Annotated in this window: 14 protein-coding genes; 2 read left to right on the top strand and 12 right to left on the bottom strand. The window is 54.8% G+C overall.

Annotated elements, in window-relative coordinates; all coding sequences use genetic code 11:
• Positions 1–106: 106 nt before the first annotated feature.
• The 9 genes from EPA93_RS10100 to EPA93_RS10060 form a co-directional block, all read right to left on the bottom strand.
• Positions 107–718 carry a TetR/AcrR family transcriptional regulator gene (locus EPA93_RS10100; protein ID WP_165423004.1) on the bottom strand — a complete coding sequence of 204 codons (612 nt, stop codon included), beginning with the start codon at positions 716–718 and terminating at the stop codon, positions 107–109.
• Positions 719–806: 88 nt separating this feature from the next.
• Positions 807–2,003: an ISAs1 family transposase gene (locus tag EPA93_RS10095; protein WP_129885573.1), complete on the bottom strand. Its 1,197-nt coding sequence runs from the start codon at positions 2,001–2,003 to the stop codon at positions 807–809.
• A gap of 375 nt (positions 2,004–2,378) precedes the next feature.
• Entirely contained in the window at positions 2,379–5,381 is a 3,003-nt protein-coding gene (gene fxsT / locus EPA93_RS10090; RefSeq protein ID WP_165423003.1) for an FxSxx-COOH system tetratricopeptide repeat protein, read from the bottom strand.
• Between the two features lie 312 nt (positions 5,382–5,693).
• The gene (locus EPA93_RS10085; protein WP_129894488.1) at positions 5,694–8,192 is read right to left on the bottom strand and encodes a non-ribosomal peptide synthetase; all 2,499 of its coding nucleotides are present in this window, start codon (positions 8,190–8,192) and stop codon (positions 5,694–5,696) included.
• Positions 8,193–8,319: 127 nt separating this feature from the next.
• Positions 8,320–10,860, bottom strand: coding sequence for a Pls/PosA family non-ribosomal peptide synthetase (locus EPA93_RS10080; protein WP_129887025.1), 2,541 nt, complete (start codon positions 10,858–10,860; stop codon positions 8,320–8,322).
• Positions 10,861–10,918: 58 nt separating this feature from the next.
• Entirely contained in the window at positions 10,919–11,938 is a 1,020-nt protein-coding gene (gene sbnA / locus EPA93_RS10075) for a 2,3-diaminopropionate biosynthesis protein SbnA (protein WP_129887023.1), read from the bottom strand.
• A 36-nt stretch (positions 11,939–11,974) separates the two neighbouring features.
• On the bottom strand, positions 11,975–13,042 hold the full coding sequence (gene sbnB / locus EPA93_RS10070; protein WP_129887021.1) for a 2,3-diaminopropionate biosynthesis protein SbnB: 1,068 nt from the start codon (positions 13,040–13,042) through the stop codon (positions 11,975–11,977).
• A complete protein-coding gene (locus EPA93_RS10065) occupies positions 13,039–14,043 on the bottom strand; it encodes a TauD/TfdA family dioxygenase (RefSeq protein WP_129887019.1) in 1,005 nt (334 codons plus the stop codon). The genes sbnB and EPA93_RS10065 overlap by 4 nt, the downstream gene beginning before the upstream one ends.
• 42 nt (positions 14,044–14,085) lie before the next feature.
• Positions 14,086–14,415: a hypothetical protein gene (locus EPA93_RS10060; RefSeq protein ID WP_129887017.1), complete on the bottom strand. Its 330-nt coding sequence runs from the start codon at positions 14,413–14,415 to the stop codon at positions 14,086–14,088.
• Positions 14,416–14,946: 531 nt separating this feature from the next.
• Between EPA93_RS10060 and EPA93_RS10055 the strand changes: the two genes are divergently transcribed.
• Together EPA93_RS10055 and EPA93_RS10050 are read left to right on the top strand one after the other, a co-directional pair.
• Positions 14,947–15,561: a DUF4231 domain-containing protein gene (locus EPA93_RS10055; RefSeq protein WP_129887015.1), complete on the top strand. Its 615-nt coding sequence runs from the start codon at positions 14,947–14,949 to the stop codon at positions 15,559–15,561.
• Positions 15,562–15,576: 15 nt separating this feature from the next.
• The gene (locus EPA93_RS10050) at positions 15,577–15,894 is read left to right on the top strand and encodes a hypothetical protein (protein ID WP_129887013.1); all 318 of its coding nucleotides are present in this window, start codon (positions 15,577–15,579) and stop codon (positions 15,892–15,894) included.
• 204 nt (positions 15,895–16,098) lie between these two features.
• Here EPA93_RS10050 and lgt read toward each other — a convergent pair whose 3' ends face one another.
• From lgt to EPA93_RS49590, 3 genes are read right to left on the bottom strand one after another with little or no spacing between them, the layout of a single operon-like run.
• Positions 16,099–17,088: a prolipoprotein diacylglyceryl transferase gene (lgt, locus tag EPA93_RS10045; RefSeq protein ID WP_129887012.1), complete on the bottom strand. Its 990-nt coding sequence runs from the start codon at positions 17,086–17,088 to the stop codon at positions 16,099–16,101.
• 56 nt (positions 17,089–17,144) lie between these two features.
• Positions 17,145–17,900: a hypothetical protein gene (locus tag EPA93_RS10040; RefSeq protein ID WP_129887010.1), complete on the bottom strand. Its 756-nt coding sequence runs from the start codon at positions 17,898–17,900 to the stop codon at positions 17,145–17,147.
• A complete protein-coding gene (locus EPA93_RS49590; protein ID WP_242527365.1) occupies positions 17,851–18,573 on the bottom strand; it encodes a PadR family transcriptional regulator in 723 nt (240 codons plus the stop codon). The genes EPA93_RS10040 and EPA93_RS49590 overlap by 50 nt, the downstream gene beginning before the upstream one ends.
• Positions 18,574–18,575: the final 2 nt, after the last annotated feature.

Genomic DNA, 18,575 nt, shown 5'->3' with positions numbered 1-18,575 from the left:
CCATATTTTTATGCCCAGGTCGCGCTCAATCAGGATTACTCTTGTCTTACGGCAAATCTTCTCTGCTTCTTGTAGCTGACGGAGCTATGATTTATTTCTTGGCGGCTTACGCTTTCTCCTTCGCCAATCCTGCCAGGAGCAAGCGCATGGTATTCTCGCTGGTCCGCGCCAATTGCATGGCTTGCGCATCTATCAGTCCGAGTAAGGAGAGGCCTTCATAAAGGGCCATCAAAGAGATCGCTACGGATTCGGGATCGACTTGCCGAAACTCGCCCCGCTCTATCCCTTGTTGAATAAGGCGGGCAAAGAGAAAGCGATATTCGCGATAATGGGCACGCAGAAACTCCCGTACATCCTCGCGGCGTGCGGCCAGGGCATAGAACTCGTGGGCAATGGATATCACGCTTGAAATCCAGGCGACATCTTCAACTAGTTGTTCTGTAATGTCCATAATTTGTTCACTTATCGAGCCTGGATGCTCGCTGGCCATCCAATCGCGCAACTTATAGAGTTCCTGATCAAAAAAGATTTTGAGCAGGGCCGTAATAATTGCCTCTTTGCTCTCAAAATAGAGATAAAGGGTAGCTTTGCTTAAGCCTGCCTGCTGGGCTATATCATCCATGCGCGCCTGGTGAAACCCGAGCCGCGCAAAGACAGCAGTGGCAGCCTGTAAAATTTGACTCTTGCGCTCCTCGCTCACATCAGGACGCGGCGACATAGAAACCTCCAGTGCTGTGATTGCTCTCTCCATGGTACCCGAGACGCCACATCTCGTCAAGGAACTTGAGGACTTTCCCCAGGGCTTTTTAATTTTCCCCCAAGGCCTTGAGCAAGAGCTGAAGAGCTTGGAGTGGATGAGCATCGAAGCAGCGCATCTGTTGCCTGACATTGGTGACACCGCAAAAATCGAAGAGAGCCAGCAGAAAGGAGTGAAGAACGGCCAATGTGTGAGGAGCACATCCTTTGCGGATCTGGCACGCATCCTCTTGCAAGGTGACATCGCGACGCCAATGGAGCCGATTCTCAATGCGCCAGTGGTCGCGGATCAACTGAAGCAGGCGCAAGGGGGTTGCCTGTTGAGGTGTCAGGCTCGTGATGCCATAGACATATTCTTGGGTACAGCGCAAAGGATATTCGACTCGCCGACGGAGACAAAAGACCTGTCCAACTTCGTGCCAATCGCGGGCCAGGAAATCATTGAGTTCCGTGGAGGCTTGAATGAACCGGCACGTGAGCCGCCCGTGCCCTTTGTCAGTCTGCACCTGAGTTCGCCAATCCAGACAATCAAGGGGAGGTTCGCCAAAGAAGAGACGGAGATCCTCGGCAAGCGTGGGTTGGTTTTGCTTCACGAAGAACAGATACTCTCCACCAGAAGCGATGATCTGCTGACAGATCGATTTTTGGGTGTAAAGAGCATCCGCGCTAAGAATACGTCCTTGCAGGAAGAGCGGCGTGAGAAAGGCTGAAACGTGGGTCAGTTCTCCTTCTTTTTCAGCAACGATGTGTTCTTTGATCACAATGCCGGTCTGGGCCTCATAACAGGCGACATGATGCATTTTCTGTTGATCTTTCGCCAGATGGTGTTGGGTTCCCCGAAGAGTCTTGCCGTCGAGGATGATATGCTCTTGTTCTCTCGCAACCCGCTTTTGCGCACGTACACGGATCAGGAGATCCATGAGCTTCTGATTTACCTGAGCTGGGTCGACAGCCCGCAAGACATTGCTATAGGTGGCGACACAGGGAAAGGTGGCGCGGGTATCTGGCAGGACGTCTTGCAACCAGGCACTCCGATAGCGCACCCAGTCGGAAACTGCTTGTAATGTCGTTTCTCCTGCCATTTTCGCGAGGATAATCAGCGTCAACACGAGCGCCAAACTGTAGCGCTTTCCTTTGTTTTTGCGTCGATCTTCGAGCTGTTGCATCGCTTGATACACTGAGAGGGCTTCGCTCTCTTTGTTCCAACCTGCCAATTCACTTGCTTGGGCCATCATGGTATAGTTCATTTGGGATGAGACCTCGTTTCGTGACGTTTTGATGTACTATCACTTTACCAGGTTCTCATCCTTTTTTGGGCTGAAGTGAAGGCTTTCTCACGAACATTAAATAGCCCTGGGACTTTCCCCTCCGTATCTTTCGGCCGTTCACAAGCAATAGCCTTGAGTGCAAAAAACCTGGGCTAAGCTTTGCGCAACAGAGGCGTTATTTGAGGACGAGATCACACTTGAAAGAAGAAATGGGATGAATAAGGGCATATATCCTCGTAGAGTTTGTAAGCGCTTCAGAAAAGCATTTATATGGTCAAGCTTCTCTGCTCGCCTGGTCAATCCGAAGTTTCGCAGCTTCAGAGCTATCTTATTCAGCGGGCTCTTCTGGCTCGCTTACCTCTTTCTGGAAGCAATTTCACGTAACAATTTTCTGTAATTCTTTCTAATTAGTTGCGTATCGGGATGCTCCTCTCCTAAGCTCTGCTCTACTATAGCTAGCGCCCGCTTCAAAAGTGGTTCTGCCTCCTCATATCTGCCCTGGTACCAGTAGAGCATGGCCAGATTGTTCAGGCTTTGTGCCGTATGAGGATGCTCCTCTCCTAAGCTCTGCTTCCAGATCTCCAATGCTCGCTTATATAAGGGTTCCGCTTCCTCATATCTGCCTTGCTTCTGATAGAGCATGGCCAGATTGTTCAGGCTTTGTGCCGTATGAGGATGCTCCTCTCCTAAGCTTTGCCTACAGATCTCCAACGCTCGTTTATACAGTGGTTCCGCTTCCTTATGTCTCCCTTGGTCATCATAAAGCAAAGCCAGATTATTCAGATTTGCTGCTATATCAGGATGCTCCTCTCCTAAGCTTTGCTCTATTATAGCTAGCGCCCGCTTCAAAAGTGGTTCTGCCTCCTCATATCTGCCTTGCTTCTGATAGAGCATGGCCAGATTGTTCAGGCTTTGTGCCGTTTGAAGATGCCCCTCTCCTAAGTGCTTTCTCCTTATCTCTAATGCTCGTTTATATAATGGCTCTGCCTCCTCATATCTCCCTTGCTCCCAATAGAGGGTAGCCAGATTGTTCAAAATCGCTGCTACATTAGGATGCTCCTCTCCTAGCTGTTGCTTATAGATCTCTAATGCTTGCTTCAAAAGCGGCTCTGCCTCCTCATATCTCCCTTGCTCCCAATAGAGGGTAGCCAGATTGTTCAGGCTGTTCGCTGTATCGGGATGCCCCTCTCCTAAACGCTTTCTCCTTATCTCTAATGCTCGTTTATATAATGGCTCCGCTTCCTCATATCTCCCTTGCTCCCGGTAGAGACTTGCGAGATTGTTCAAGCTTGTCGCTGTTTCAGGATACTCCTCTCCTAGCCTCTGCTTCCAGATCTCCAATGCTCGCTTATATAATGGCTCCGCTTCCTCATATCTCCCTTGCTCCTGATAGAGCATGGCCAGATTGTTCAGGCTTGTCGCCGTATCGGGATGTTCCTCTCCTAACTGCTGCTCACAGATCTCCAACACTCGCTTATATAATGGCTCCGCTTCCTCATATCTTCCCTGATACCAGTAGAGCAAGGCCAGATTGTTCAGGCTCATTGCTGTATCGGGATGTTCCTCTCCTAAGCTCCTTCTCCTTATCTCCAATGCTCGCTTATACAAGGGTTCCGCTTCCCAATAATGCCCGCGTCTGTAAAGGTAGCGTCCGGTTTGCCCCAGGAGGCTTGCGGCCTCTTCAGTACTCAACTGCTCCTGCTCAATCCAGGTAGTGGCCATCAGTGCATGAGGCAAGTAGAGCTCACATTCAGGCCACTTTTCTAGCAGTTCTGGATTGGGGAAGATTCCGGCAAGGATCATTACAACACGCTGCATCCAGGCGGCCTGCTCATCTTCTGAAAGCGACTGGCGGATGACGGCCTGCACGAGACGATGCATCGAGAGTTGGCGAGCGGTTGGATCGATACTGACTAATGAGTAGGCTCGCAGCGCTTCCAGCGCCTGGCCCAAGACAAGCTGATCTGAAACAATAGGATCGGGACTAATTGTCAGCACGTCCAGGGGGATAGCATCAGGAGCCAGATAGGCACAGAAGCGCAGCACTTGCACCGCAGCTAAGCTTCTCTGTTCGACGCGTCTGAAGGAGAGGGACCAGGTGATGACGACAGAATCTGGATGGTCCTCCTCGATGCTCCCTCGGCGCTCATTAAGCAAGGCAGCCTGATACTGCCGATACAGATGCAGATATGCGGCAAGGCTCGTCCCCGTCTCTTCCAGATAGGCTCCGGCCTGATCCAGGGCCAGAGGTAAGCCTCCCAGCTCACGCGCAATTGCGCGAGCTACCTCCTGCTCTTCAGCTGCCGCTTGCGTCAGGGGAGCATCTGGCGCCAGGAGGCCAGCCCGACGCAAGAGAAAAAGCGCTCCCTCTTGTAGCGTAAAATTGGGCACTTCGAGACGTTGAGCCAGCCGCCCGGTCGCTCCGGCGCGCGTCGTGATGAGCACATGGCCGCCCAAAGCAGGCGGGAGAAAGCCCTTGAGCACATTCAATTCATCGGCATTATCGAGGATGAGCAACCAGCCCTGCCGCTCTTGCAGCCAGGTCTTGACTTCCCAAACTATCAGTTCTTGTTCCTGGGCGTCTTGAAGCGACAAATGGAGTTCCTTAGCGATCTGGGTATAGGAAGTATGCAGGCTCTCACGGCTCTCAGCGCGTGCCCAGAGTACCGCTTGATACTCTCCATGATAACGATAGGCATATTCAACCGCCGTCTGAGTCTTACCAATGCCACCTAAGCCACCAACTGCCAGCGGATGCGAAAGTACCAGAGGCTGCCCGCTCTGCAAGCGGGTGTGAAGCTGCGCTAAGAGCTCATCGCGGCCCAGGAAGAAGAAATTGCGCGGGTAGGGGATCATCCAAACGTTGGGCAAGTGCGCGCGGGGAACACTCGCCGGGAGCATCGGCAGTTCCTCCAGGACGCGGCGCACGCCTGACACAACTTGCATCCAGGCCTCGTCGGGATCGCTAGAACCACTAATCGGAGCACCATCGAGCGGAAGGGCCTGGAAGGCTCCAAGCAGCGAGGCTTGCCAGTCACAGGGCCGCAGAATAATGGGCACAACGCGCACCTTCCCGGCCTGTTGTCGAACAATCATCTGCTGCAGCCGCTCAGGAGTCCAGGTTTTAGAGGCTAGCAAGGCAGGACTGACGAGGACCAGGAACAAGGAGGCGGATTGGAGCTGCGTTTCAAGCTCCACTTCTCGCTCAGCACCGAGCGGGATCAAAGGTTCATGCCAGAGTGCGAGGTGTCCTTGACGAATGAGAACGCTGAGATGATCTTCTAGCGCCTGGTAAGCTGACGCATCCTGCAAGGCATAGGCACATACCGCCTTGATAGTGAGTGGAGACGATGCCATCCCTGCCCTCCTGCATATCATTTGCCCTTAAGCCGAGTGTAGCACACGCATGCAGTTGGTACAACAAGCAAGCTTTCAATCCTACAAAACTTGCCTTACTTCTATATTCTGCTAAGAAAAGCAAGCCGATGTTCTCTTTAATTATGGCATAGCTTGGCCAGAACAAAGCAGACCAGGATGAGCTCTAGCTCCTGGCCATGCAGGAGCAAGGGCTACAGTGAAGAGCATCAGTTTTACAGTCCATGAGCCCTATCGAGTTTGCCTGGTCGCACACTGGATGCCTCTTCTTAAAGTGCACCTTCCGGTCCAAGGTCATCGCGGCACCGCAGGCTGCCGCACGCTCCTGCCATCGACCAGCCCGGCCAGATCGGCAAGGATCGGGTGACGAATGACGTCCTTGATGGTTACCACACGCTCCAGAATGATGGCCAACCTCACGGCAGACAGGGACGTGCCTCCGCGCGCGAAGAAGTTGTCATGCCGACCGATGCTCGCTTGCGTGACGCCCAGCACCTCCGCCCAGGCTGTTGCCATTCGTTGTTCGGTTGGCGTAAGCAGCGTGTCGTGGGCATCTTCCTCGCCGATATCAAGTTCTCTGGCCAGCGCCGAAAGTCGCTTCCTATCGATCTTGCCGTTGGCAGTTAGCGGCAGACTTTCTCGCCAGTGGAAGGCCGCCGGAATCATGTATGTGGGCAGCGACTCACCCAGGCAATCCCGCAGGACGCTGAGCTCCAGCGCTTGCGGCCCGGTGTAGAAGGCTATCAGGCGTTTGCCATGCTCGGATCGTTCAGCAACCACCACGGCGCCGTCGCGAACACCGGGCGCGCGCAGCAGGGTATTCTCTATCTCGCCGATCTCGATGCGGAAGCCAGCAATCTTGACCTGGTTATCTCGCCGCCCCAGGAACTCCAGCTTGCCCTCGGGCAGCCAGCGGCCGTAGTCGCCACCCAGGTAGAGCCGCTGACCCTCGTCGTAAGGATCGGCAAGGTAGGACTGTCTGGTACGCTGCGGATCGTTGATATATCCACGACCAACGCAAACTCCGGCAAAGGCGATCAGACCCGGGGCGCCAAGCGGGAGCAGCGCCAGATGCTCATCAACGATGTAGATGTGCACATTGTGGATGGGACGACCGAGTGGAACCCGTTCACGGTCCGGCACCCGCTCCATGATCTCATGGTTGGTATCGTCTGACGTCTCGGTCAGCCCATATGCATTGACTAGCTTAATGGCAGGCTCGAAGGCGAACCAGCGCTGCACAAGTTCCTTCTTTAGCGCCTCGCCGGTGACTGAGACGTAGCGCAAGTCTGGCAACGCGCGCTGATGCTGCTCCAGAGAAGCCAGCACAACTTCGAGGTACGAGGGCACGATCTGCAGCACGTTGACCCGGCCTGCGCTGATCTTGTCGACGAAGCGCTGAACGTCAAGGATCACCTCCTGCTCAATAATCAGAGTCCGTCCACCAACCAGGAGCGCGGAGAGCAGTTGCCACAGTGAGATGTCAAAGCACTGAGGCGCAATCTGGGCCACAACTTGCCCCTCGCCGATCTGCAGATCAGCGATCTTGGCACACATGTGGTTGAGCATGCCCACCTGCTCACACATCGCCCCTTTGGGCTCTCCGGTAGAGCCAGAGGTGAAGTAGATATAAGCGAGCTGGTCCGGCGTTACCTCAATGCCGAGATTACTAGCGGCATGGTCCTCCGCATAGGCAGCGTCTACAAAGAGCACCTGAACAGCGGGCAGCGAGGCGAGAGCCTGGTCCAGCGTGGTCGTGCTGCCGCGTTCGCTCAGCACAAGCCGGCACTCGGCCCGCGAGAGCATATTCGCGATGCGATCTGCCGGGAAATGCGGCTCGATGGGCAGGTACACGCCACCAGCCTTGAAGATCGCGAGGACAGAGGCCAGCCAATCAAGGTTGCGCTCGATCACGACCGCGACGATCCCTTCGCGTTGCAGCCCACGGGCCAACAGAGCTCGCCCCAGCCGATTAGCCCGGGTATTGAGCTCCTGGTAGGTCCACTCGCGGTCGCCGTGCCTGGCTGCAACGGCCTCCGGGTGGGCCTCTACCTGCTGCTCGAACAGCTCGTGAACCCGGCGCTCCGGCAGTTCTCGCTTCCGACCAGCCAGCCTCTGAAGCTGGAAATGGCGCTCCTCTGCTGAGAGCAGGCTTTGCCGCTCATGCTCGGCATCCGGGTCGGCGGCGATTAGCATAAGCGCCATCAGATGATATCCGATGATCCTTGCGGCGCTATCTGCGTCAAGCATCTCGGTCCGGTAGCGCAGCCGCAACCCAAGATCGCTACCATTTTGCACGCTTGCCAACCGCAGCACGCAATTCTCGGCAAGTTCGCCATCGTCACCGAACTGATCGAATACTGTCTCGAACAACGGTTCCGTCAGACCCAGCTCGCGCCTGAGATCAGCGAGTTGAAAGTCCTTGTGCGACAGCAGTTCTGCCTCGACACGATAGGTGGCCAGCAGCAAGGTCCGCCACGCAGCGGTTTCGGTCGTTAGTCGACAGGGCAGCGGCTCGGCCCCCGCCGTGGCAACGTAGCCGGTAGTGACCTCGCGTTCGCCACAGAGGGTGGCGAGCACCCGGGCATGCGCGGCCAGGAGTACAGAGCTGAGCGGTACTGCCAGTTCGTCGGCCAGGCTGCGCAAGGCCGCCACAAGCTCACCGGGGATCGTCTCCTCATACGAGGCAACGCCCCTCACCGGAGTAAGGGTCCAGCGCGGTATTGTAGTAAACCCGCCTGTGAGAAGCACATGATGCCAGAACTCGCGATCGGGTTCCGCTAGCTTCCTCATTGGCCCTTCCTGTAGCTTTTTCATCTTGTCTTTCCTCCACTCAGCGCTCGTCGTAGGGCTGCTTGCCGCAGGCCGGGATAGATAAACCGGTATTTTGTCAGTGGATTCTTCGGGCAAGGCAGCTTGCTCACCGCGATTGTTCCTCGCTCTCCTGCGCCTGTGACAGGGCGAGGTGGGTGGCTGCGCAGTCCTGCTGACCTGGTGGTTCGGCGCGCCTGGCGGGATTGCCCACCCACTGGGCATGTGCTGGAATCTCCTCACCTTTCATGAGGAAGGAATCGGCAGCGAGTAGCGCTTCATCGCCTATCGTTACACCATAGTGAACGAAGGCCCCTATCCCGAGAGTGCAACCGGTACCGAGCCTGGTATGGCCGGACTTGAAGGTACCATCCTCCAGCGAGTGGCATTGGATCTTGCAGCCCGCATTGAGCGTGCAGTTATCCCCAATGATGGTAAGCGTCCTCTCTGTTAAGTAGCAGCCATCATCGAAGACCTTGCGGCCAATCTGCACTCCCAGCAATCGCCAGACTAAGTTCTTGAAAGGGGTACCGTTGAAGATATTGAGGTATGTATCAGGCGCCTTCCAGAGGCGCTCGTGCCACCAGTAGTAGGGATCATAGATGGAGCAGAACTGCGGCTGCAGAGGGCGGAATCTCGCAGTAATCCGCTCGATCAGAATATAGTAGGCAGTGCTAACCACCAGGCTAAGCGTTAAATCCACAGCGATTCCCAGCGGCCCGAGCAGATTGTCGATATTGACGGCCGCAAGGGTGAACAAGGTAAAAAGGAGAATTTGCAGCCAGCGTATGAACAGAACCACGCCCATAGTGCGGATATTGTAGCGATTCTTGGCGGCAAGATGTTTGCGCTGCTCATCGTCCTTCCATAGATGGTCGAATCGGCAATCGCGCTCCACCGAGCGGGGAATCTCGAAGGGCGGCGAGCCCAGCAGACCCACATTCTCGCGAATATCGCCGTCAAGTGGGATCATCACCTTCGTCGCCAGCAGAACGTTGTCACCCGTCCTGGCGCCCGTAGGAAAGGCTATATTGTTTCCTAAGAAGTTGTGGGCCCCGATCGAAACTTGCGCCACACGGAAGGATGAGCTAGAGAAGTCGGCGTTCATGATCGAGAGCCCATCACAAACCATCGTGCCCTGACCCACAGAACTAAGGAAGGGGGTTTCGTGCTGCAGCTCCGAGCCAAAGTTCGCCCCGGTCTGCTCAGCATAGGAAAGGTCGTACCCCAGGCAGCGCAGATAGTTGAGGATATAGGAGCTGTCACCGAACAGATGATTGAAGAACTTTATATTCGTCAGGAAGGTGATCGCCCGATGCACTTCGTAATGGATGCCGTAGAGCGGATAGACCTTGTTTGGCTTGATGGCGTAGTTCAGTAGGCGCGGCACGCTGAAGGCGAAGACCAGTCCGCCAATGCCAACGCCGAAGAACACCACAAGGGAAAGACCTAGCGCATCGATGTAGAGCGTTGGCTCGGTGAGTCTAATAACGTTGGGTGTCAACAGTTGGGCCAGCGCTGGCTCCAGGTTGAACAGCGCGCACGGACCCATGAAGATCAGCGGCATGTACACGAAGAACACTATGAGCAGCGGAATGAGTCCAGCATTGAAGCGGCGCAATGTGCTGAGGTTGGCAGGCTCGACCCTCAAGTAATTAAGGTGCGTGGGCTGGGCCGGGGAGCCGTGCCAATGCTGACCGGGCGGGATAACCTGACCACTTTGTAGCGAGGAGGTGTGGCCGAGTTGCGTCCCATCGCCCATCGAGGTGTTGATGTCGAGCACGGTCTTCTCGCCGATGTACACGTTTCGGCCCAGAGCAACCGAACCCAGCTGAATACGCCCAGCATACGCCCGATAGCAGAGGAAGGACGCTTCTTTGCAGATTATCGTATCATCGCCTATTGTGAGCAGGTCAGTGCAGACAGGAATAGCGCGGGAAAGGATCGTGACACCTTTGCCGATGCGCGCACCGAGAGCCCGCAGGTACAGCACATAGAGAGGCGAGCCGACGAAGAAAAGTATAGGGTTGGCATGGACCAGCGCCTTGACAGTCCAGAAGCGTACGTAGGCCAGGCTCCAGACCGGGAACTCGCTGGCTTTCCAGCGACCGATAAGGACCCACTTGGCAAGGATCGGGAAACCACACATGCTGACGAAGAGTGAGCCGCCGAAGAGAACTGATCGCAGATAGACAACTCCCCAATCGGAACCGGCAGCTATCCAGCCATAGCCCAGATCGAGGGCAAATCCGGCCATACAGGCATATACAAAGTAGATCAGAAACTGCAGCACCCCGGTAAGAACGTACTGCAGCGTGCTGGCCCGTGTCACGGCCACAGTCTGTGCCGTCGAGTCCGGCTGCTCAACAGGGGTAGGAGTAGGCGCAGCATCTACGAGCGACGCCGCCAAACTTCTGATTGTTGGGTGCTGGTAGACGTCCTTGATCGACACTGACGGCAGGTCCGCTCGTTTCCTGAGTCGTGCGCAGAACTGGGCCATCACCAGCGAGTTGGCCCCCAGATCATTGAAGAAATCGCTATCAACCGACACTTGCTCGACACGTACAACGCTGGCCAGCACCTCCGCAAAGCCTTTTTCAATGTCGATTGTCGCATCGGATATAAAGCGCCCGATTGATTTTTCTATCATAGTTGTTCCTTGCATTTGATAGTAACGCCGATTCCTCAGCGTCGTGACGAGCACGACGTCAGCGAGCCTGTGGCGCGGTTGGCTGCCGCTTCGGCACAGCAGAATCGAGGTTCAATTCAGCAAAGTTGAACACATCCTCGCCGTACACCTCCTTCAGCCAGGTAGGCTGGTAGATGGTATTGAGATAGCGCTCTCCGAGATCCGGGGAGATGGTCACGGCGCTAAGTTCTTTATGCCTGTCATGCTCGGCCAACCAGCTGAGCGCGCCACTAACTACCGTGCCGGTGGAACCGCCGAGCAGGAAGCCTCTTCTAGCCATGCGATGGCAGGCACGGATGCTATCCGGCTCCTCAACCATTACCACTTCATCCACATAGGATGCATCGAGCAACGGCGGATGAACTCCCATACCAAGGCCGGGAATCATGCGGCGACCAGATGGGCCACCGAAGATCACTGAGCCAACTGCATCTATAGCGACGATGCGCACTGACGGATGCCGATCTTTGAAGTAGCGCGCACAACCCATCAATGTTCCGGTGGTACCAGCGCCAACGAACAACACGTCAAGGTTCGGGAATTGACGAGCAATCGCCGGGGCCGTCGTGTGGTAGTGCGCCTTCCAGTTGTTATGATTGGTGTATTGGTTGAGCCACACATACCGATCATCGGAGGAGCATAGCGCCTGGACATAGGCAATCCGCGCCCCAAGGAACCCACCTTTGGCATCCGGCTCAGCGATGATGTGCAACTGGCTACCCAACGCCTCAATCAACTGCCTGGTTGCTCGATTGCAGCGGATGTCAGTCACACACAGGAAGCGATAGCCCTTGCTTGCCGCGATCATGCTCAGCGCTACACCCAGATTTCCAGATGAGGACTCGACAAGAATCGATCCCGGCTTCAAGCTTCCATCCCGCTCGGCGGCCTCCACCATCGCGGCTGCCGCCTTCAACTTGATCGAGCCAGCGAAGTTGAAGCCCTCACACTTGAGGAAGAGCGAATGCCCGAAGATCGGCTGAAGGTCGATGTAGAGGTCCTCCTCATTGAAGGCCTGGGGAATGGATATAATAGACATAATTATCTCCTTATATACAGCAGAACAGTCATCAGTTCAACCGTATCTACGTAACTCGTGGAAGAAGTCGTCGATGATATGCAGTTCGCCGGAGCGAGCTACCTCATCGTAGACGTACTTGCCGACCGCGAGATCAAGCACGCCAAGGCCAAACGGAGAGAATATCACTGGCCGCTCTGCCGGTATCGTCACCCTCCCGGCCATCACATCGTCCAACGTGCCGCTAAGAAAGTCTCGGCTGCCAGTAAGCTGTTCGGTCAGATGTGGCGCGGTGTTGGCTTTGAGACAGTGCTCGACGTCATCGACGATATTGGTCGAAGCAAGCAAGATCTCCGGCGCAAGATCGCGCAACGATATATGCAGTACCAGCGGATTATGTGCAAACCATTGCACATCCTTGACATGCGGCTGACCAGCAACGGTAGCAAAGACTATCAGATCGCTGGAACGGATTAAGCGCTCAGCGCTATCACATACGGTGATGTGGCCTGTAGTACCTGATCGCTTCAAGTAAGCGCAGAAGCCAGCCGCACTAGCGGCTGACAGGTCATAAACGCCGAGCTCATCAAATGACCAGCCTGTGGCAGTCAGGAAGGTATGGATGTAACGGGCAATCAAGCCCACGCCAAAGAAGCCAACACGTTTCGCCCGCGGACGGTCACGACTGAGCCAGTTAGCAGCCAACGCCGCCGAGCCCGCAGTTCTTGTAGCACTGATGATTGAGCTTTCCAGGCAAGCGAACGGATAGCCGGTGTCATGGTCATTGAGAATCATTACAGCCGAGGCTCGCGGAATGCCCTCCGCCACATTCTGCGGGAAGCTGGAGATCCACTTCAGACCATCCACCAGCACGCGTCCTCCGACCGAGGCAGGCAGCGCAATGATCCGGTCGGATGGACGGTCGGGGAAACGTAGGAAGTAGGACGGCGGATTCACCGAATCACCGGCACCATGTAGCCGGTAAATAGACTCTATCAGCTCCACGATCTGCTTCTCGCGTCCCTGCAACGCCCGCTGGACCTGAGCGCCGGGGATCACTGCGAACGATGGCACTGACGGCCTCGGTAGGAAGGCCTCGCTTGTAGTGGAATGGGTAGTAGTCATCTGATTGCCACCTCCACAGTTGGTGAACAATCGGCCAGGTGCACTGCATCGGCCAGCCCAACGAGTATTTCGCGCGGCCCCTCGAAGGCCTCCCTACTGTGCGCGGTACTGATGTTATCTACGAGCGTCAGGTCGCCAACTTGCCACGGCTCACGCCTGGTATTGGCCTCGTAGACCTGGTTGAGCAACTGCACAATATCCTCGCCAATCGGGTCAGCATTGCCAAAACGGGTATTGAATGGTAGCCCATCTTCGCCGTAGACATCTATCAGATACTCACGTACCTCAGGGTCCAGCGTCCACTCATTGAGGAATGCAATCTGGTTGAACCAGCAGAGCTGGCCGGTGACCGGGTGGCGCACGATGGCACTGCGGCGCTGTCTGGTACGCAATCCACCATCAGGTTGCCACTCAAACTCGATTGCATTGGCGTGGCAGTAGCGCTCGACTGCCCCACGGTCCTCGGTGCCGAAGGCCTGAACGTAGGACGCGCCGATCTCGTCGTTGTAGTTGCGCGTGAGCAGCCAGCCCTCCTGCATGCAGCGCTTGACCAACTCGGCAGGCAAGGCATTGAGCACGGCTGCCGCATCGGCTACCCCGGTTACGCCGCCATGGCTGGGCGCGCCAAGACAAGCGAACAGCATCAGGCCGGGAAACTCAATTCTATAGCTCAGCTCATGGTGCATGCACATCGGTTGATTCGCCGGCCACGCCGATGAGGAGTACACGCCGTCAGAGTAGATCCGCCGGGATGCAAAAGCTTCCCTCTCACACATCAGAGTATTCGCCAAATGTCTGAAGATGGCGCCGATCTTGTCAGCGCCGCGCAGAGCAAGGCCACGCACCAGGACCGAACCGTGTTCGCAGGCAACGGCACGTAGCTCCTCCCGGTGCTCGGCCACCCAGTTCAGCGGGTCCCCGGTGGCCTCGGCTCGCAGTATCGGGGGCTTGCCAGGTTGCAAGTCCACGTCGAGCAGAAAAGCTCGGGATGAAGGCAGCATTTCAATCTCCTTTCAGTCTTCTGGATAATCTCACCTGTACTTCTAAACCAGGCAGAGCTTCATAGGATCAAGCTTACGAGCACTCCGGCCTTCTTGTGACAAGCCAGCGCATGCGCAGAGCTTCCGACACGCGATCTCAGACGCCTTTGCGTCGCCATCTGCAGGAAGAGGAGAAGATAATGCTAGAGAGTGCAGCGCCTCGCAGGTGCTGCCACTTATGAGCATGTAAAACATGCAGTTGAGGAGGGCCCGCCATTCCTGTTGGTGATAGGCTACCTGCGGGCCCAAAGGTGCGATAAAGACTTGCAGGATCTCCCCTGGCGTATCGCCGAGACCGGAGGGAGAGGCTGACAGGAAAGCGCTGCTAAACATAACTATTCCTCCTCTACCATGATAAAACGATCAGTGCTTTTCCTTTAAGCCAGTATGCGCCACGAAGATACTTTATGTCAAAGTGATGTATATCACTTCTCTATCTCCTCATCGGTAAATAGCCTGTTATTATCTCTGTCCCCTTTTTCTTCACATTCTCTCCATTTTAAGCTCTTGAACGACACATCGTCCCTCCCAGTATTATGGGACTCTGGCATTATCTTAGAATGTGTTTGCTTTCCTTCATTTTATTAATAATAAAGAAAGAAAGGGGTCCACTCAAAAACAAGTACAATCTATAGAAAGGATCAAGAGAAGTTATTGATGCGTTTCCGCCAGGTTGGTTGCCGGCCAGTTAAGCGATATAGCCGGGAAGCAGGACAAGGAAACATAATGAGTGTGTAAGTTTTCAACGCAAGCGCGAAAAAAGTACATCAGGAGAGTAAAAAACCTTCAACGTAAGCGCGGAAAAGTCTCTTCCCTATCGTCTACCTTGTAGGGTAATTTTACCACTGCTTAGGGAGGTATGATATGTCAGATAGCAGCACGAAGAAACAAATTGACCACGCTTCGGTACTTGCCCGCTCAGCAAGTCAACAGGCGATGATTCCAGGGTCCAACAAAACTCGCTGGCAACTCCTACAACAAGCACAACATGCCTCCTCTGTAGCATACACTCTCGCTGATCCTCAAAATAAGCAGCCGCTTGAAACTCCTGTAAAGATATATCAAGCACATGTCTTATCTCTCGTTCGCATCTACGAGAAACGATCGTCCATGCAGAAGCTCATTCATCATATCCTCCAAATTACCATTTTTGTAGGGGCGGCCCTGGTTACAGTCATTGTGGGCATTCCCGAAGTTCCAAAACTAGCACCAGCGCTGCTCAGTGGTGTCGTCACCATAGCGACTGCGCTAGCAAATTACTACAAATTTGGAGAGCACAGTCGCGATTTGTATCTGACTTCGGAAGATCTTGCCCAAGAATACAATTGGTTTGGTACAAAACGAGGACCGTACAAAGAGAAAGATGCAGAGGTAGCGCTTGAGTTGTTTATGGATAGGACAGAGACACTGATACGCAAACAGACAAAGCGTTCCTTCGCATTAGGGCAACAAAAAGAAAAGCTGGAGGAAGGAAAGTAAAGAGGAACAGCGACAATGGCCCTCAAACGCAAGCCACCAAGAGGCAACATCAGGCGTGTTGCACCCATCGATACTAATCTGCGCTACTCTATCACCAGCAAAGCTGATGAAACCGTCCAATGCGAATCCTTCCAGGAACGCAAGTTGACCCTCCTCTTCGACCGCGATCCAACCATACAAGAGTACAGAAGCCAGCCGCTACAGTTTACGTTTACTGATACTCAGCACAAAACGAGGCCAAACAGCGACGCGAAAACGAACTGGTCAGCTGTGTTGAGCAAGTTATCGAAGAACTCATGTCACAAGGGAAGAAAGTCACCGTCTCCAGGGTGAGCCAGATCGTGGGCATGGATCACAAAGCGCTGGATCGCCGCCCACACATCAAGGCGCTTTTTCTTGTTCTCCGGTAGAGATGTGTACTTTTTTCGCGCTTACGCGGATCGAAAATGGTCTCTTCAAACTCATTTTGCTCTCGTGCTTCCTCTGAAACTTTCAGAGTGGAACTAGAGAGGGCCGGCCCCAAATGCCACATGGCGGCTACTCAAGAGGAAAAACTTTGATGGTTTCATCCTCAACTTTTGCTCGCGTCGCCTTGCGCTTCGGCAAGGGCATGCCGTAGGTTGCGGATATCTCTCCTTGCGGAACAGGCTGAGCAAAACGCCAGCGCCATACCCATGCCGTCAGTGGAATCAAAAACAGCAAGACAATGAGCGAGGTCCATTGGGCTTGCTTGAGTCCCCAATCCAGCGTAAAGAGCGGTACAACAGCATTCGCGCGGGTAAAGAAGACAAGAAACTGGGTTATGGCATAGCCACCCAGATAGGTGAGCAAGAGCATTCCGGGGCGGCGATAGCGCCGGGCTAGCGGCAGGAGTATCGCAATCAGGAGGAGGTTGAACAGGATTTCGTAGGCAGCGGCCGGCTGCACCGGTACATGGCAGATGCCTGCGGCTGGGTTCTGGCAGGCCAGGCTTGCCGGATTGTCATACACTGTAGACCAGGGCAGCGTGCTGGGATAGCCAATGATATCGCCATTAATGATATTGCCAAGGCGAGCAAAGGGATGCGCAACGGCGGCGAAGAGCGCACCAGCATCAAGGACGACAAGGGGATTGAGTCGCTCTTTGAGAGCCCGCCAGAACAGTACCGGTATGATCAAAAAGACCGCCCCGAAAAACGCCATGCCACCTTCCCAGGTAGCCAGGATATGCTGAGGTTTCAGCAGATAATCCTGCACCAGGTTCGGCTGTTGGATGACAAAATAGAGACGCCCGCCGAGCACACCGGCCACTATACACCACCAGAGCATATGATATACCTGCTCCTCTTTGATCCCCTGGCGAGCGATGTACCTGCGAAGCAGCCAGAGGCCCATCACGATAGCAACTACATACATCAGGCCGTACCAATGCAGGGCCAGCGGACCAAAGGCGAAAAGAACCGGGTTGATATTCAGATGAATATACGGGCCAATCTGAAGCCAGCCCCAATTGATGAGAAAAGCGAGAGGAATTGCGCTATCTACCATAGTTCACACTCGTTTCGTCATAGAAGAAGCTGAAGGCAGCTTGCGCTCAAGTTCAGTCAAAGCATCCTGCCTGTCAGCATACAGACGTTAAAGACCACGACACTGCTCATACCCAGTAACAGGTCGAACATGACCACATTGCCTGCCAACAGCAGCAGAGAGCGCCATAACATTCCCAGACGGCCAGAGGAAAGGGGCTCGTGTGAGGCTCGCCTCCAGCACTCAAGGGAAGCCAGCCCTATGGTCAGGGTAGCTAACAGGATGGTCAGCTGCCAATTCCAGGAAAGTAAGGGCATGCTCCAATTCACGCGCATTCCTCCCAAACGGGCGACCAGCGCCCCCAGAACAAAAACCGCGGCCAGGAGCATGCTCCGCTCTGTGCGCCTTCTGATGCGCAGCGCGAGGAAGCCCGCCAGCGGCAGCAAGAGTGTAGCCGCCCCAAAGCCTCCCAGCACAAAGGCGGTAAACAGGGTCAAGGTGAAGGAAGCTCTATGGGCAAGGAAAGGTTCAGCGAGGGCGATGGTACTGATGACGCTCAAGGCATAGACCAGCCCGGACAGGAGCAGCTCCCCCGCGCGCCAGGCATGAGGATGCATTTCTCTGGCCCATGCTTCGGCAAAGGCGGCAGGATGAAAACTAACCACAGTTTCCGGCGCTTTTCCATCCATCGCAGCCTGAAGAAGGTGTTGCTCTAATTCCAGCTTCATCTCGTTTCTGTGCTCCTGGGCAATTCCCCGCAGTTCCCAGTACCTTCCACAGGCCTCACTGAGATCGCAAATCTGGCTGCGGATGGGCTGATCGAGGATCGACATCAACATGTGCTCCTTTCACAATCTGTGAAACGGCCTGGGCAAAGCTTTCCCACTCAGCCTGCCACTGGGCCAATTGTTCAGCTCCTTTAGGGAGAAGACGATAGTATTTGCGCGGAGGGCCATCCGTTGAGGGAACGAGATATCCTTCCAGATAGCCTTGCCGTTGCAGGCGGCTGAGAAGCGGATAGATACTCCCCTCGCTCACTAGCGCGAGTCCTTGCTGGGCCAGGCGTTGAACCATTTCATAGCCATAACATGGCTGCTGCGCAATGGTGGCCAGCAGGCACATATCCAACGTGCCCTTGAGCAATTGGGTCAAGCGTGCCTCCACAAGGGTCGTCCTTTCACTCTCTTGCAATACAATATACTGGTGGAGAGTATAGCACACAGTATCTTGCGTTGCAAGATAGCGCCTTACAAAAAGTGACGGATCAGTGATATTATCAGACTGTGCCTGGCCAAAAATATGATAGAAGAAAATGATGGAGAAAAGAGAGGCACCGTGCCAACGATGTACAGCGGTGATTTCAGAGCTGCGGTTTGCCATATCCTCACCGAAATGGGGAGATATATGTGCAAACCACAGCAGAGGCTGAGACCAGGCGGCACAGCTGAATGGAAGATCCAGGAGCACGGAAGCGAGGGCCAGGAGCCGGTAAGGGATAGAGGCCATTC

Origin of the sequence: Ktedonosporobacter rubrisoli (genome assembly GCF_004208415.1) — a bacterium.
Taxonomy (GTDB): Bacteria; Chloroflexota; Ktedonobacteria; order Ktedonobacterales; family Ktedonobacteraceae; genus Ktedonosporobacter; species Ktedonosporobacter rubrisoli.
Note: the sequence above shows the minus strand (reverse complement) of the source record. Positions and strands in the feature narration are given on the sequence as shown.

What these genes read in the sequence shown, in the direction of transcription:
- EPA93_RS10100 (WP_165423004.1), bottom strand. Translation starts at nt 718, where the DNA reads ATGTCGCCGCGTCCTGATGTGAGCGAGGAGCGCAAGAGTCAAATTTTA.
- EPA93_RS10095 (WP_129885573.1), bottom strand. Translation starts at nt 2,003, where the DNA reads ATGAACTATACCATGATGGCCCAAGCAAGTGAATTGGCAGGTTGGAAC.
- fxsT (WP_165423003.1), bottom strand. Translation starts at nt 5,381, where the DNA reads ATGGCATCGTCTCCACTCACTATCAAGGCGGTATGTGCCTATGCCTTG.
- EPA93_RS10085 (WP_129894488.1), bottom strand. Translation starts at nt 8,192, where the DNA reads ATGAGGAAGCTAGCGGAACCCGATCGCGAGTTCTGGCATCATGTGCTT.
- EPA93_RS10080 (WP_129887025.1), bottom strand. Translation starts at nt 10,860, where the DNA reads ATGATAGAAAAATCAATCGGGCGCTTTATATCCGATGCGACAATCGAC.
- sbnA (WP_129887023.1), bottom strand. Translation starts at nt 11,938, where the DNA reads ATGTCTATTATATCCATTCCCCAGGCCTTCAATGAGGAGGACCTCTAC.
- sbnB (WP_129887021.1), bottom strand. Translation starts at nt 13,042, where the DNA reads ATGACTACTACCCATTCCACTACAAGCGAGGCCTTCCTACCGAGGCCG.
- EPA93_RS10065 (WP_129887019.1), bottom strand. Translation starts at nt 14,043, where the DNA reads ATGCTGCCTTCATCCCGAGCTTTTCTGCTCGACGTGGACTTGCAACCT.
- EPA93_RS10060 (WP_129887017.1), bottom strand. Translation starts at nt 14,415, where the DNA reads ATGTTTAGCAGCGCTTTCCTGTCAGCCTCTCCCTCCGGTCTCGGCGAT.
- EPA93_RS10055 (WP_129887015.1), top strand. Translation starts at nt 14,947, where the DNA reads ATGTCAGATAGCAGCACGAAGAAACAAATTGACCACGCTTCGGTACTT.
- EPA93_RS10050 (WP_129887013.1), top strand. Translation starts at nt 15,577, where the DNA reads ATGGCCCTCAAACGCAAGCCACCAAGAGGCAACATCAGGCGTGTTGCA.
- lgt (WP_129887012.1), bottom strand. Translation starts at nt 17,088, where the DNA reads ATGGTAGATAGCGCAATTCCTCTCGCTTTTCTCATCAATTGGGGCTGG.
- EPA93_RS10040 (WP_129887010.1), bottom strand. Translation starts at nt 17,900, where the DNA reads ATGTCGATCCTCGATCAGCCCATCCGCAGCCAGATTTGCGATCTCAGT.
- EPA93_RS49590 (WP_242527365.1), bottom strand. Translation starts at nt 18,573, where the DNA reads ATGGCCTCTATCCCTTACCGGCTCCTGGCCCTCGCTTCCGTGCTCCTG.